Below are 14163 nucleotides of genomic sequence, written 5' to 3' on the forward strand. Positions count from 1 at the left end.
GCCGGTATATTTGCCGGCATGAAACCAAGGGGCAGGAGCGCGATGCGCTCGATACAAGGCGTGCTCGTCCTCGCGCTGGGGCTGTACAGCAGCGCTGCGCTTGCCCTCGGCCTGGGCAACATCCGCGTGCTGTCCAGGCCCGGGCAACCGCTGGTGGCCGAGATCCCGGTGATCTCCAGCGACCCGGGCGAGCTGGAGAGCGCCACGGTGGGGCTTGCCTCGGCAGCGACCTTCGAGCGCGTGGGCCTGTCGCGTCCGGAAGGACTGGTCAGCGAGCTGCAGTTCCAGTTCGCCCAGGATGCGCAGGGGCGCGCCGTGGTGCGGGTGACCAGTGCCGCGCCGGTGCAGGTGCCGGCGCTGAGCTTCCTGATCGAGGTCGACTGGGGGCAAGGGCGGCTGGTGCGCGAATATTCGGCGCTGGTCGCCGCGCCCGAGGCCGCCACCGCGGTGGCCGAGCCGGTGATCGACGCGCCTGCGGCGGCGCCCTCCAACCTGATCGTGCGCGAGCCCGAACCGGCACCGGCGCCCGCGTCCGGACCGGCGAAGGAGCCGGTGGCGGTTGCCGCACCCGCACCGACCACGCCTCCGGCGCCCCGTCCGGGACCAACCGCGCGGCCGGCGGCCACGGCCGACGGGACGCTGGCGCCCGTGCAGCACGGCCAGACCCTGTCGGGGATCGCCCGCGACCTGGCGCGCGACAACGGGGTTTCGCTGGACCAGGCGATGGTGGCGCTGCTGCGTGCCAACCCCGAAGCGTTCATCCGCGGCAACGTCAACCTGCTCCGGCAGGGTGCGGTGTTGCGTGTTCCCGGAAGCGGGGAGCTGGAACGCATCGATACGGCCGCGGCACGCGCGCTGGTGCGCGAGCATGCCGCGCAATGGCGCCAGGCGCACGCACCGATCCCGCAGCCGGCGGTGGCCGGCACGGCGAACGCAACGGCCAGGCCGGTTGCGGCAACGCCGGCGGCGAACGATGCGCGGCTGGAAATCGCGCCGGCGGTGGCCGGTGCGCAACAGACGGCAGGAATGACGACCGGGCTCCAGGCCGGTGGCGAGGGCGACATGGCGGCGAACGAACAACTGCGGCAGGCCAGGGAAGACCTCGCCACGCGCGACGCGGAACTACAGGAACTGCGCGAGCGCGTGGCCGAACTGGAGAAGCTGCAATCGCAGCAGCAGTCGCTGATCGCGATGAAGGACAGCAACCTGGCCGCGGCGCAGCAGCACCTGGCCGAGGTGGCGAAGAAGGAGCCGGCGGGCACCGCACCATGGGCGTGGCTGGGCGTACTGCTGCTGGCGGTGGCCGCGGCAGGCTGGTGGCTGTCGCGCCGTCGCCGGCCGTCGCCGCTTCCGCCCGCGCCGCCTGTCGACCGTGCCGCCGAAGGCGAACTGTCCGCGCTCGCCGCGGCGATGCCTGCGGTGGAGGAAGAGATCGCCACCGGGGTCGCGCCCGTGCAACCGGCTGCCGCCTCCGTCGGGGATGAGCACGAGGCCGTGCCGTTCTGGTCGCAGCCGCCCGCCGGCGCGAATCCGCCGCATCCGGTCCGGCAGGAACCGGTGCTGCTGTTCGAGGCTTCGCGTACGCCGGCCGACGACATCGCGCCATCGGAACCGACGGAGCAGGAGGAGAGTGGCTGGCTCGCCGGCGACATGGCCCGCCTGGCGCCGCTCAATCCGGCGCCCGCCGGGCGCGAGCGGCTGGAACTGGCGATCGCCTATCTGGACCTGGGCGATGCGGAAACCGCGCGCACGCTGCTGAACGAAGTAGCCGCAGGCAGCGACCCGCAGGCGCGCGCCGAAGCGGTCGAGCTGCTGGGGCGGCTGGGATGAGCGGACAGGAGGCGGCGATGAAACACGAGCGGCGCATCGATTATGTCGAGTTCGCATCGCGCGATCCCGCCGCGAGCCGGCGTTTCTTCGAACAGGTATTCGGCTGGCGTTTCGAGGACTACGGCCCGGACTACACCGCGTTCGACGACGGCGGCCTGCAGGGCGGTTTCTTCCGCGGCGAGCCGGCGACGAGTGCGTCCGGCGCACCGCTGGTGGTGCTGTATGCGGCGCAGCTGTCGTCGTTGCAGGCGGCGGTGCTGGCGCAGGGCGGTGCGCTGAGCAAGGCGGAATTCACCTTCCCCGGCGGACGCCGCTTCCAGTTCGTCGAGCCGGGCGGCAACGAACTGGCCGTGTGGTCCGAGCGTGACGCGGATTGAACGGGCGCCCGCTGCGGGCGCCAGCTCCGGCAGGCGCCGGCGAAACGAGAGGTTTGACGATGCGCTATGCGCTGGGCGTGGAATACGACGGCAGCGACTTCAAGGGCTGGCAGCAGCTGGGTGAAAGCGGCTGCGCGAGCGTGCAGGCCACCCTGCAGGATGCCCTGTCCTCGGTGGCCGATGCGCCGGTGAGCGTGGTCTGCGCCGGCCGCACCGATGCCGGCGTGCACGGCGAATGCCAGGTGGTGCATTTCGACAGCGACGTCGCCCGCGAACCGCGCGGCTGGGTGCTGGGCACGACCACGCGGCTGCCGCCCTCGGTGTGCGTGCGCTGGTGCGTGCCGGTGGCCGACGACTTCCATGCGCGCTTCTCGGCGCGCGCGCGGCGCTACCGCTACCGCCTGCTCAACCGCCAGGTGCGGCCGGCGCTGTACCGGCAGACGCTGAGCTGGGAACGCCGCCCGCTGGACGCCGATGCGATGCACCGAGCCGCGCAGGCGCTGCTGGGCGAGAACGATTTCAGCTCGTTCCGCAGCGTGCAGTGCCAGGCGCTGCATGCCCGCCGCGAACTGCAGTCGATTTCCGTCGTGCGGCAGGGCGAAGTGGTTGAAGTGCAGGTACAGGCCAATGCCTTCCTGCACCACATGGTGCGCAACATCGTCGGTTCGCTGCTGCTGGTGGGTGCCGGCGAGAAACCGGAATCGTGGATCGGGCAGGTGCTGGCGCTGCGCGACCGCACGCAGGCCGGGCCGACCGCGCCGCCGCAGGGGTTGGTGTTCGTCGGCCCGCTGTATCCTGACCAATGGCAACTGCCGGCCGAGGTGACGCTATGACCCGCATGCTGTTCCGCACCCGCATCAAGTTCTGCGGCATGACCCGCGCCGGCGACATCCGCCTGGCCAGCGAGTTGGGCGTGGACGCGATCGGCTTCGTGTTCGCCCGTGGCAGCGCGCGCCGGGTGGCGCCGGCCGAAGCCCGCGCGATGCGCCAGGCGATCACGCCGATGGTCGACGTGGTGGCGCTGTTCCGCGACAACAGCCGCGAGGAAGTGCGCGAGGTGATGCGCACGGTACGGCCGAGCCTGCTGCAGTTCCACGGCGACGAGGACGACACCTTCTGCCGCGCGTTCAACATGCCCTACCTGAAGGCGGTGGCGATGGGCGGGACGGAGGCGGTCACCGCGCGCAGCCTGCAGCTGGCGCATCCGCACGCGGCCGGTTTCCTGCTGGACAGCCACGCGCCGGGCGGCAGCGGCGGCAGCGGCGTGGCCTTCGACTGGTCGCAGGTACCCTCCGGCCTGCACCGGCCTTTCCTGCTGGCCGGCGGCATTCACCCGGACAATGTGTTCGACGCGATCACCACCGTGCAGCCGTGGGGTGTGGACGTCTCCAGCGGCATCGAATCGGCGCCGGGCATCAAGGATGGCGAGCGGATGCGCCGCTTCGTCGAGGAAGTGCGCCGCGCCGACATGCACGACGCATCCGCGTAACCGTAGGAGCGCACTTGTAGGAGCGCACTTCAGTGCGCGATGGCGCTTTACCGGGAAGGCCTCATCGCGCACTGAAGTGCGCTCCTACGGTGCGCTCCTACGATGCCAGCTGCCGCCGCAACCAGTCCGCCAGTGCCTCGACCTGCGGATGCCGGTCGTCGCCGGCGGTGCACAGCGCCCATTGCCCTTCGGTGTCGACGAAGCCCCATGGGGCGATGAGGCGGCCATTGACCAGGTCATCCGCCACCAGCGGTTCGGGGGCGATGGCGATGCCGAGGCCGGCGACCGCGGCTTCGAGCAGGTAGTACAAGTGTTCGAAACCGGTGCCTTCGCGCAGCGCTGCCGCATCCAGATCGTTGAGCGCGGCCCAGGTGGGCCAGGCCTGCGGCCGCGAGCGGGTGTGCAGCAGCACATGGCCGAGCAGGGCGTCGGGTGGCTGGTGGGCGAGCACATGCGCGCCATGCATGGACGGGCTGAATACCGGGCCGATGCGTTCGCTGCCCAGGCCATGCACGGTCCAGCCTGGTGGCCATGGCGCCTGGCCGAGCAGCAGGGCCGCATCCAGTCCCGCCAGCCGCGGGGCGAAATCGCCCTCCTGCGCGGCCAGATGCAGGGTCAGGCCCGGCAGGTCGCGCTGCAGCTGCTGCAGGCGCGGGATCATCCAGCGCGCCAGCACGCTGCCCGGGCAGCCGAGCACGAAGGCGTCGCTGCGGTGCCCCCGGCGCAGCGCGGCCACGCAGTCGCGCAACTGCGAAAACGCCCCGGACGCGGCTTCCTGCAGGCGCCGGCCGGCGGCGGTCGGGCGGATGCCGCGGCCATCGCGCTCGAACAGCGCCACGCCGAGCTCTTCCTCCAGCGCCCGCAACTGGCGGCTGACCGCGCCATGGGTCACATGCAACTCGTCGCCGGCCAGGCTGACGCTGCGCAGGCGGGCGGCGGCCTCGAAGGCGCGCAGCGCATTCAGCGAGGGCAGGGCGTGGTCGTCTTTCATGGCGCACATCTGACCGCCATGGATGGCGGGAATGCCGGTTTTGCAGGAGCAAAAACCGGCCGTGCGCCACCCTGCGGGCGGCTTCGCCGTGAAAAACGGCTGTCCTGCCGTTTTTTCATGGCGTAAACCTGACCGCCATGGATGGCGGGAATGCCGGTTTTACAGGAGCAGAAACCGGCCGTGCGCCCCCCTTCGGGTGGCTTCGCCGTGAAGAACATCCGTCCCGCTGCTTTTTCATGGCGAACATGCCTGTGCGCCACCCTTGCGGGCGGCTTTGCCGTGAAAACGTCTGTCCTGCTGTTTTTTCATGTGAGTTTTTCTAACACATGATGCTCCATATATCGATTTTCATCGCCGGGCATGTGCGCTACGGTGCTGGCCTGTCCTGCCGACCGTGATGCCATGACCGCCGCACCGATCACCGATTTCCACGCCTTCCCCGATGCCCGCGGGCATTTCGGCCGCTTCGGCGGCAGCTTCGTCGCCGAGACGCTGGTCGGGCCGTTGCAGGAACTGGCGGCCGCCTACGACCAGGCGCGGGTCGATCCGGCTTTCATCGCCGCCTACGACAAGGACCTGAAGCACTACGTCGGCCGGCCCAGTCCGATCTACCACGCCGAACGCCTGAGCCGCGACGTGGGCGGCGCGCAGATCCTGCTCAAGCGCGAGGACCTGAATCACACCGGCGCGCACAAGGTGAACAACACCATCGGCCAGGCGTTGCTGGCCGCGCGCATGGGCAAGACCCGCATCATCGCCGAGACCGGTGCCGGCCAGCACGGCGTGGCCAGCGCCACCGTGGCGGCGCGGCTGGGGCTGGAGTGCGTGGTCTACATGGGCTCGACCGACATCGAGCGGCAGAAGATAAACGTCTACCGGATGAAGCTGCTCGGCGCCACGGTGGTGCCGGTCAGCAGCGGCTCGGCCACGCTCAAGGACGCGCTCAACGAGGCGATGCGCGACTGGGTGACCAATGTGCGCGACACCTTCTACATCATCGGCACGGTCGCCGGTCCGGACCCGTATCCGCGCATGGTGCGCGATTTCAATGCGATCGTCGGGCGCGAGGCGCGTGCGCAGATGCTGGAGGACTATGGCCGCCTGCCCGATGCGATCACCGCCTGCGTCGGCGGCGGTTCCAACGCCATCGGCCTGTTCCATGCCTTCCTCAACGACCGCGACGTGAAGATCTACGGCGCCGAGGCGGCCGGCGACGGCATCGCCACCGGGCGCCACGCCGCCTCGATCTCGGCCGGCCGCCCCGGCGTGCTGCATGGCAACCGCACCTACGTGCTGTGCGACGACGACGGCCAGATCACCGAGACCCACTCCATTTCGGCCGGACTGGACTACCCCGGCGTCGGCCCGGAACACGCCTTCCTGGCCGACAGCGGCCGCGCGCGGTATGTCGGCATCACCGACGACGAGGCACTGGCCGCGTTCCACCGCCTGACCCGTACCGAGGGTATCCTGCCGGCGCTGGAATCCAGCCACGCGGTAGCGCAGGCGATCAAGCTGGCGCGCGAGCTGCCGAAGGACGCGCTGGTGCTGTGCAACCTGTCCGGACGTGGCGACAAGGACGTGCATACGATCGCCGCGCGCGAAGGGCTGTCGCTGTGAGCGCGGCGATGATGCGCAGGAAGGGCGCGCTGGCCTGCATCGCGTTGGCGCTGGCGGCCTGCAAGCCCGTCGAGCCCGAAGCCACGCCGGCACCGGCCGCCACGCCTGCGCCGCCCGCCGCCTCCGTTCCAGCACCGGGCACGACGCCCCCGGCAGCGGATGCAGCGGCGCAACTGGCTGCCGTCGGCGAGCTGCGCGTCGGCGCCCCGTTCGGCGATGCGCCGGGCGACAAGGCTTTCAAGTCCGCCGGCATGCGCGAAGTCATGGAAGGCGACTGCGAGTACTACGATCGCGGTACCTTGCCGGAAGGCCTGTCGATGATGGTGATCGCCGACCATATCGCGCGCTTCGACGTGCATGGCGAAGGCAACCCCGGCGAGCGCATCGATGCGCGGCCGGCCGGCGCGCCCGTGATTCCTTTCGGCCTGTGGGTGGGCATGGACGCGGCCGAGGCGAAGAAGCGCCTGCCGGCCGGCGTCGTGGTCAGCCCGCATGCCTATGTGTCGCCCGATGGCGATTACCTGACCTGGACCGACAAGCGGGCCAACCTGGCCCTGCGCCTGGAAACCCTCAACGGCGTGGTGACCTCGATCTACTGGGGCCAGCCGGACGCGGTGGAACTGATCGAAGGATGCGCTTGAGATGACCGTGACCCGTATCGACGAATGCTTCGCCCGCCTGCGGGCTTCCGGCCGCAAGGCGCTGATCCCGTTCATCACCGCCGGCGACCCCGCGCTGGAGGCCACGGTGCCGGTGATGCACGAACTGGTCGCCGCCGGCGCCGACGTGATCGAACTGGGCGTGCCGTTCTCCGACCCGATGGCCGATGGTCCCACCATCCAGCGCAGTTCCGAGCGCGCGCTGGCGCGCGGCGCCGGTCGCCGCTACGTGCTGGAGACCGTGGCCCGGTTCCGTGAGCAGGACGCGCTTACCCCGGTGGTGCTGATGGGCTACCTCAACCCGGTGGAGATCCGCGGCGCCACCGAGTTCGCGGCCGAGGCGGTCGCCGCCGGCGTGGATGGCGTGCTGCTGGTCGACCTGCCGCCGGAAGAGGCGCAGGAAACCCGCGCCGCGTTCACCGCCGCCGGCTTGGCGCTGATCTTGCTGGCCTCGCCGACCAGCAGCCAGGCGCGGCTGGACGGCTTGTGCGATGCCGCGCAGGGCTATCTGTATTACGTCAGTTTCGCCGGCGTCACCGGCGCATCGGAGCGGCTGGACAGCGCCGCCGCCGGCGAACGCCTGCGCCTGCTGCGCAGCCGCTCGAAGGTGCCGGTGGTGGCGGGATTCGGCATCAAGGACGCGGCCAGCGCCGCGGCGATGGCGGTCGATGCCGATGGCGTGGTGGTCGGCAGCGCGCTGGTCGCGGCGATGGCCGAGGCCGGCTCGGTGGAGCACGCGGTGCGTGCGGCGGGGGCGTTCCTCGCACCGTTGCGGCAGGCGCTCGACGCCTGAGCCACGAAGCCGGCGTGCACCAGCGCCAAGCGCATGGATAATGCGGGCCGGCTCCGTTTCGCAGGTTGACGCTTGAACGTTTCATTGGTGCAGGCCGGTGGCCGCAATCCCGGCATCGACACGTTGCGCGGTGCATCCATCCTGATGGTGGTGCTGCACCACCTGGCCCTGCGCATCCCGCTGCGCGATACCGCGCTGGGCGAGGTCCTGCCGCGGCGCCTGCTCAATGCATTGAGCTACAACGGCTATGAGGCGGTCTTCGTCTTCTTCGTCATATCCGGCTTCCTGATCGCATCGCATTCATTGCGGCGCTGGGGTTCGCTGTCGTCCATCGATCCACGCGCGTTCTATGTGCGCAGGGCGGCGCGCATCCTGCCGTGCCTGCTCCTGTTGCTGGCGGTGTTGAGCGTGCTGCATCTGGCCGGCGTGCCTTTCTACGTGGTCGACGGGGAAGGGCAGACGCTGGGCGGCGCGCTGTTCTCGGCGCTGGGCCTGCACCTGAACTGGTACGAAGGTCGCACTGGCTGGCTGCCCGGCGGCTGGGACGTGTTGTGGTCATTGTCGATCGAGGAAGTGTTCTACCTCGGTTTCCCGCTGGTCTGCCTGCTGGTGCGCGGACGCACGCTGCTGATCGTGCTGCTGGCCCTGTTCGCGCTGTCGTTGCCGCTCACCCGCGCGGCCCTGGAGGGCAACGAGATATGGCAGGAAAAAGCCTACCTGCCCGGCATGGCGGCCATCGCCACCGGCGTATTGACGGCCTTGCTGGTCGAGCACTGGCAGGCGCCGGCGCGGACCGCGCGGCTGCTGCGCTGGGCCGGCGGCCTGGGCCTGCTGGCCGTGCCGCTCTACGGGCGTGAACTGTGGGTTTCGTTCGGCAACGGCTACATGCTGGTGCTGACCGGATCGGCGGCGATGCTGATCGCCGGCCTGCAGCAGCCCGGCGCCGGCGCGCCGATGCGCGGACTGGGCTGGCTGCGCGCCTTCGGCCGGCTCAGCTACGAGATCTACCTGACCCACATGTTCGTCGTGTTCGCGCTGGTGGCCCTGTACCGGCACGGCGGCAGCGATGTCCGCTCGGGTTTCTGGTGGTACCTGCCGTTGCTGGTCCTGTGCTGGGCGCTCGGCGCGCTGGTGGCGCGGTTCTATTCCGATCCCTGCGACCGGGCCATGCGGCGGCGCTGGCTGGAATCCTCCAGCGTGGACGCCAATGCCCTGCCGGGCGCGCTCAGTCAGGGTCGGGAGTAGCGCCGGCGTCGTCGCCGAACAGATCGTCGGGTCCAGCGACAGGCAGGGCGCCTTCGAGCCGCAGCAGGAACCGCTTGGCGGCCAGCCCGCCGCTGAAACCGGTGAGCGCGCCGTTGGCGCCGATCACGCGGTGGCAGGGCAGGAGGATGCCCAGCGGATTGCGGCCATTGGCAGCGCCCACCGCGCGGCTGGCGGTGGGGCGCCCCAGTCGCGTGGCCAACTGCGCGTAACTCCGGGTCTGGCCGTAGGGGATGTCCGCGAGCGCGAACCAGACCTGGCGCTGGAACGGCGTGCCCTGTGGGGCCAGCGGCAGGTCGAAGGCACGCCGCTCGCCGCGGAAATATTCGTCGAGCTGGGCCTGCGCCAACCGCAGCAGCGGGTGATCGCCCTCGCGCCAGCCATCGCGGGGCAGGAACCAGGCGTCCTGCGGGAATTCCAGCGCATGCAGCCCGCGATCGGAGGTGGAGGCGGCAAGCGGCCCCAGCGGGCTGTCGATCTGGCGGAAGTGGATCGTCATCGTGTTTCCCGAAGGGGTGGCATGGCGCGGGCCCCGGTTCTGTACGCTACCGTCGGTTTGCCGCTGCGCGCTAGACTGTCGGCCTTCTCGTGGCCTCTGGCCGCCCCGAACGGAACCGTCATCCCGCATGAGCTGGCTCAGCAAATTGATGCCCTCGGGCATCCGCACCGACAACTCGCCCAACAAGAAGCGCAGCGTCCCCGAGGGCCTGTGGGAAAAGTGCAGCAGTTGCGGTGCCGCCCTGTACCGGCCGGAACTGGAGGAGAACCTCGAGGTCTGCCCGAAGTGCGGCCACCACATGGCCATCCGCGCGCGGGCGCGCCTGGTGTCCCTGTTCGATGCCGACAGCACCACCGAGATCGCCGCCCGCCTCGGGCCGACCGATCTGCTCAAGTTCAAGGACCAGAAGAAGTACGCCGAGCGCATCAAGGCTTCGCAGAAGAACACCGGCGAATACGACGCGCTGGTGGCCATGCGCGGCACCCTGAAGGAGCGTCCGCTGGTCGCGGCCTCGTTCGACTTCGCCTTCATGGGCGGCTCGATGGGGTCGGTGGTCGGCGAGCGCTTCGCGCTTGCGGCCGAGACCGCGCTGGAGATCGGCGCGCCCTTCGTGTGCTTCTCCGCCAGCGGCGGCGCGCGCATGCAGGAAGGCCTGTTCTCGCTGATGCAGATGGCCAAGACCTCGGCCGCGCTGGGCAAGCTGCGCGCCGCCGGCCTGCCGTACATCTCGGTGCTGACCCATCCGACCACCGGCGGCGTGTCGGCTTCGTTCGCCATGCTCGGCGACATCAACATCGCCGAGCCGCAGGCGCTGATCGGCTTCGCCGGCCCGCGCGTGATCGAGCAGACCGTGCGTGAAAAGCTGCCCGAAGGTTTCCAGCGCGCCGAGTTCCTGCTCGAGCACGGCGCCATCGACCAGATCTGCGACCGTCGTGAAATGCGCGAGCGCCTGGCCGACCTGCTGGCCATGCTGATGCGCCAGGAGCGCCCGGCCGACGACGCGGCCGCTGCCTGATGGTGGCCCGCAGGTATTTCGGCACCGACGGCATCCGCGGCCGGGTCGGCGAGGGCGCCATTTCCGCCGATTTCGTGCTGCGCTTGGGCAACGCCTACGGACAGGCGCTGGTGCGCGCGACCCAGGCGCGCGGCACCGGCCGCAAGCCGCTGGTGGTGATCGGCAAGGACACCCGCATCTCCAACTACATGTTCGAGGCCGCGCTGGAAGCAGGACTGGTAGCGGCCGGCGTGCACGTGCAGCTGATGGGGCCGATGCCGACCCCGGCGGTCGCGCACCTGACCCGTTCGCTGCGCGCCGATGGCGGCATCGTCATCTCCGCCTCGCACAACCCGCACCACGACAACGGCATCAAGTTCTTTTCCGCGCAGGGCGAGAAACTCGACGACGCGACCGAGCTGTCGATCGAGGCCGCGCTCGACCAGCCGTTCTCGACCGTGGCTTCCGAACGCCTGGGCAAGGCGGTGCGCACGCGCGATGCGATCGGCCGTTACGTCGAGGCCTGCAAGAATTCGGTGCCGCGCGACTTCGACCTGGATGGCATGCGCATCGCGGTGGACTGCGCTAACGGCGCAACCTACCAGGTAGCGCCGCTGGTGCTGCGCGAACTGGGCGCCAGCGTCGATGCGATCGGCATCGAGCCCAACGGCGTGAACATCAACGACGGCGTCGGCTCGATGCACCCCGAGGCGCTGGCCGCCAGGGTGCGCACCGGTGGGGCGCACCTGGGCATCGCCTTCGATGGCGACGGCGACCGCCTGCTGTTCGTGGACAGCGATGGCGGCGTCCACGATGGCGACGACCTGCTGTACCTGCTGGCGATGGACTGGAAGGCCAGTGGCCGCCTGCACGGGCCGGTGGTGGGTACGCTGATGACCAACTACGGGTTCGAGCAGGCGCTGCTGCAGGCGGGCATCGACTTCCTCCGCGCCAACGTCGGCGACCGCTATGTGCACAAGGCGCTGCTGGAACACGACGGCGTGCTCGGCGGCGAAGCGTCGGGCCACCTGTTGTGCCTGGACCGGGCCACGACCGGCGACGGCATCATCAGTGCGCTGCAGGTGCTGGAAGTGCTCAAGCGGCGGGGCATCACCCTGCAGGAGGCGCTGGCCGGCCTGAGCCGGGTGCCGCAGCAGACCGTCAACGTCCGGGTCGGGCAGGGCATGTCCGCCAAAGAGATTGTCCAGTCCTCCGCGGTGGCTACGGCGCTGGCCGGCGCGCAGCTGGCCATCGTGGGGCGTGGTCGTGCCTTCCTGCGCCCTTCCGGCACCGAGCCGGTGGTGCGGGTGACGGTGGAGGCTGACGACGCAACGCTGATGCAGGCCACGCTCGACCGCCTGGCCGAAGCGGTCAAGGCCGCCGCGGCATGACGAAACGCCCGGGATTCCCGGGCGTTTTTCTTTTCGTTGCCGCTCTACGTGCCACCGGCAAGCGATGCCGGAAATCGCGCCGGGCGATTCCTTGCGGCAACGGGCAGCACCCGATGCCCCCTGGCCGGCTACGGCCCGGCCACCATGCCCCTGCGGCGTGCCTTGAAGCGGTTGAAGAACGGCGCGATCAGCGGGCTGTAGCTGCTGGCGATGCGCTTGCGCAGCCACTTTGCCGGGCGGTTGCGGATGGCGAAGCGGTAGATGTGCTCCGGATCGCCGCCGACGAGATTGCGGCCGAACGGATGGGTGGTGTGCAGGTAGCGGAAGCCGAGTTCGCGTGCGATCCGCACGTAGTCCTCGTCGAAATCGCCATAGGGCCAGCACAGGGTGTCGGAGGCTTCGCCCAGTTCCCTGCGCAGCTCCTCGCGCGCCTGGACCAGGTCGTCGCGGATGCCCGCGCATTTCTCCTCGCGGCTGATCTCCCGGCGCAGCCAGCGGGTATGCGAATGGGTGTGGCAGTGCATCTCGAACGTACCGGCGGCGATGGCCGCGCGCGCTTCGCTCCAGCGCATCATCACCTCGTCGGCGCGGTCCTGCCGGAAGATCGCATCCTCGCAGCCGCGATGGTCCGGCGTGGCCGGCAGGGCCGCACCCTGCTGGCCGGCATGCGGGCGTACTTCGCCCTGGCCCATCCAGCCGGTGACCAGGAACACCACCGCGTGCATGCCATATTTCTGCAGGATGGGGTGGGCATGCACCCAGTTGTCCAGGTAGCCATCGTCGAAGGTGATGAGGATGGACTTGCGCGGCACCGGCGCGCCGGCCAGGAAACCGGCGTACTGCTGCATCGTCAGCGAGGTCCAGCCATCGGCGGCCAGCCAGGCGATCTGGCTTTCAAAGTTTTCCGGGGAGACCGTGATCATGCCCGGCGACGGGCTGACGTGATGGTGCATCAGCACCGGTACCGACTTGGCGTGGGCCATGTCCCAATTCCTCGAGCCACTGGTGGTAATGATGTTCGGTGGCTTCGCAGTGCCCGGCCACGGTGAAGCGGTGTTCGTCATGGAGCCATTCCCGGCCGGCGCGGCCCATTTTCCGCCGGAGTTCGCCGGAGGTGGCCAGTGTACGCAGTGCAGCGGTCAATGCGGCCTGGTCGCCGAGTTCGACGAGCAGCGCATTGACCTGCTCGACCAGCATTTCCGGGATGCCGCCCACGCGCGTGGCGACGATCGGCACGCCGGCCTCGGCGGCCTCCAGGAACACGGTTCCGGCGGCTTCCTTGTGGCTGGGCAGGGCGAACACGTCGAACCCGGCCATCAGGCGCGCGGCATCGCTGCGGTAGCCGGGCAGGTGGACCTGGCGTTCGATGCCGTACTGCGCGCTCGACGCCTTCAGCCGCGACATGACCGGCTCGCCATCGCCGATGATGAGCAGGTGCAGTTTCGGGTTTTCCCGGCACAGCGGCGCGATCGCATCGAGCAGGTCGAGGTGGCCCTTGGGCTCGCGCAGCACGGCCACGCAGCCGACGACCACATCGTCGTCGTTGAAGCCGAATTCGTCGCGGACCTCGGCTCGCAGCCGTTGCAGTTCCGGCCAGGAACGTTGCATCGGCTCCTCGCCGGTAGCCTGCGGCGATTGCGCCATGGGCGGCACCACGCCGATCCGGCCGGGGGCGATGCCGCGTTCCTGCAGCAGACGCTTGACGAACTGGCTGACGGTGATGATCCGGTGCGGCAGCCAGGTATAGGTCAGCAGCGAGTGCACCGGACTCATCAGGTGACGCGAGCGCACCACCAGCGGCGCGCCGGCCAGGCGTGCGCCGGCCGCGGCGATCAGCGCGTCGCGGCGGCTGGTGACATTGACCACGTCATAGCGGTGCGCGCGGACCAGGTGGCGCACCGCGGGGATGCCGCGCAGCAGGCGCGACAGGCCGCCCATCTCCAGCGTGTGCACGACGAAGCCGTGGCCGCGGGCGGCTTCGGCCAGGCGGGCGCCGGGCTGGCACAGCAGCGAGACGTCATGGCCGCGGGCGCGCATGGCCAGCAGGTGGCGGAGCAGGTAGATCTCCTGGCCGCCCATGCCGCGCGCGGCTTCGGTGTGCAGGATCTTCAGCGGGCGGTCCGCCAGGGGTGCGGGTTCCATATGGAGTGGGCGCGGAGTTGGGTGGGCGGGAGTGCGTCGCCGGTCCGGCGTCGGCCCCGGGTCGGGGGATTGTATCTCTTTGTATCAATGTATCCGCGGCCGGCCGATGGGGCGA

General features: G+C 69.9%; 14 protein-coding genes. 10 read left to right on the top strand and 4 right to left on the bottom strand.

Going from position 1 to position 14163, the window contains the following annotated elements; genetic code table 11:
* Positions 1 to 42 precede the first annotated feature (42 nt).
* Genes AC1DGW_RS02510 through AC1DGW_RS02525 form a run of 4 tightly spaced genes read left to right on the top strand, consistent with a single transcriptional unit; the run spans position 43 to position 3696 of the window.
* Complete coding sequence (locus tag AC1DGW_RS02510; RefSeq protein WP_478019086.1) at positions 43 to 1830, top strand: type IV pilus assembly protein FimV; 1788 nt, start codon at positions 43 to 45, stop codon at positions 1828 to 1830.
* Between the two features lie 17 nt (positions 1831 to 1847).
* On the top strand, positions 1848 to 2207 hold the full coding sequence (locus AC1DGW_RS02515; RefSeq protein ID WP_478019087.1) for a VOC family protein: 360 nt from the start codon (positions 1848 to 1850) through the stop codon (positions 2205 to 2207).
* Positions 2208 to 2266: 59 nt separating this feature from the next.
* Positions 2267 to 3040, top strand: coding sequence for a tRNA pseudouridine(38-40) synthase TruA (gene truA / locus AC1DGW_RS02520; protein ID WP_478019088.1), 774 nt, complete (start codon positions 2267 to 2269; stop codon positions 3038 to 3040).
* Complete coding sequence (locus tag AC1DGW_RS02525; protein WP_478019089.1) at positions 3037 to 3696, top strand: phosphoribosylanthranilate isomerase; 660 nt, start codon at positions 3037 to 3039, stop codon at positions 3694 to 3696. The genes truA and AC1DGW_RS02525 overlap by 4 nt, the downstream gene beginning before the upstream one ends.
* 97 nt (positions 3697 to 3793) lie before the next feature.
* On the opposite strand, the gene AC1DGW_RS02530 is transcribed toward AC1DGW_RS02525, so the two are convergent.
* Complete coding sequence (locus AC1DGW_RS02530; protein ID WP_478019090.1) at positions 3794 to 4687, bottom strand: LysR family transcriptional regulator; 894 nt, start codon at positions 4685 to 4687, stop codon at positions 3794 to 3796.
* Between the two features lie 402 nt (positions 4688 to 5089).
* Between AC1DGW_RS02530 and trpB the strand changes: the two genes are divergently transcribed.
* The 4 genes from trpB to AC1DGW_RS02550 all read left to right on the top strand — a co-directional run bounded on the left by trpB (position 5090) and on the right by AC1DGW_RS02550 (position 9004).
* On the top strand, positions 5090 to 6307 hold the full coding sequence (gene trpB, locus AC1DGW_RS02535) for a tryptophan synthase subunit beta (RefSeq protein ID WP_478019091.1): 1218 nt from the start codon (positions 5090 to 5092) through the stop codon (positions 6305 to 6307).
* A gap of 8 nt (positions 6308 to 6315) precedes the next feature.
* On the top strand, positions 6316 to 6948 hold the full coding sequence (locus AC1DGW_RS02540; RefSeq protein WP_478019092.1) for a hypothetical protein: 633 nt from the start codon (positions 6316 to 6318) through the stop codon (positions 6946 to 6948).
* A gap of 7 nt (positions 6949 to 6955) precedes the next feature.
* Positions 6956 to 7759, top strand: coding sequence for a tryptophan synthase subunit alpha (gene trpA / locus AC1DGW_RS02545; RefSeq protein WP_478019622.1), 804 nt, complete (start codon positions 6956 to 6958; stop codon positions 7757 to 7759).
* A 72-nt stretch (positions 7760 to 7831) separates the two neighbouring features.
* Positions 7832 to 9004 carry an acyltransferase family protein gene (locus AC1DGW_RS02550; protein WP_478019093.1) on the top strand — a complete coding sequence of 391 codons (1173 nt, stop codon included), beginning with the start codon at positions 7832 to 7834 and terminating at the stop codon, positions 9002 to 9004.
* Here the strand turns inward: AC1DGW_RS02550 and AC1DGW_RS02555 are convergent.
* A complete protein-coding gene (locus AC1DGW_RS02555) occupies positions 8985 to 9521 on the bottom strand; it encodes a methylated-DNA--[protein]-cysteine S-methyltransferase (RefSeq protein ID WP_478019094.1) in 537 nt (178 codons plus the stop codon). The two genes, AC1DGW_RS02550 and AC1DGW_RS02555, sit on opposite strands and share 20 nt — an antisense overlap.
* Positions 9522 to 9648: 127 nt before the next feature.
* Between AC1DGW_RS02555 and accD the strand changes: the two genes are divergently transcribed.
* Both accD and glmM read left to right on the top strand, forming a co-directional pair.
* On the top strand, positions 9649 to 10536 hold the full coding sequence (accD, locus tag AC1DGW_RS02560) for an acetyl-CoA carboxylase, carboxyltransferase subunit beta (protein ID WP_478019095.1): 888 nt from the start codon (positions 9649 to 9651) through the stop codon (positions 10534 to 10536).
* Entirely contained in the window at positions 10536 to 11906 is a 1371-nt protein-coding gene (gene glmM / locus AC1DGW_RS02565) for a phosphoglucosamine mutase (protein WP_478019096.1), read from the top strand. Before accD ends, glmM begins: the two co-directional genes overlap by 1 nt.
* Positions 11907 to 12034: 128 nt before the next feature.
* Here glmM and AC1DGW_RS02570 read toward each other — a convergent pair whose 3' ends face one another.
* Positions 12035 to 12889, bottom strand: coding sequence for a polysaccharide deacetylase family protein (locus AC1DGW_RS02570; RefSeq protein WP_478019097.1), 855 nt, complete (start codon positions 12887 to 12889; stop codon positions 12035 to 12037).
* Positions 12801 to 14048 carry a glycosyltransferase family 4 protein gene (locus AC1DGW_RS02575; protein ID WP_478019098.1) on the bottom strand — a complete coding sequence of 416 codons (1248 nt, stop codon included), beginning with the start codon at positions 14046 to 14048 and terminating at the stop codon, positions 12801 to 12803. Before AC1DGW_RS02575 ends, AC1DGW_RS02570 begins: the two co-directional genes overlap by 89 nt.
* Positions 14049 to 14163 lie beyond the last annotated feature (115 nt).

This window comes from Stenotrophomonas sp. 05N423, assembly GCF_056397145.1.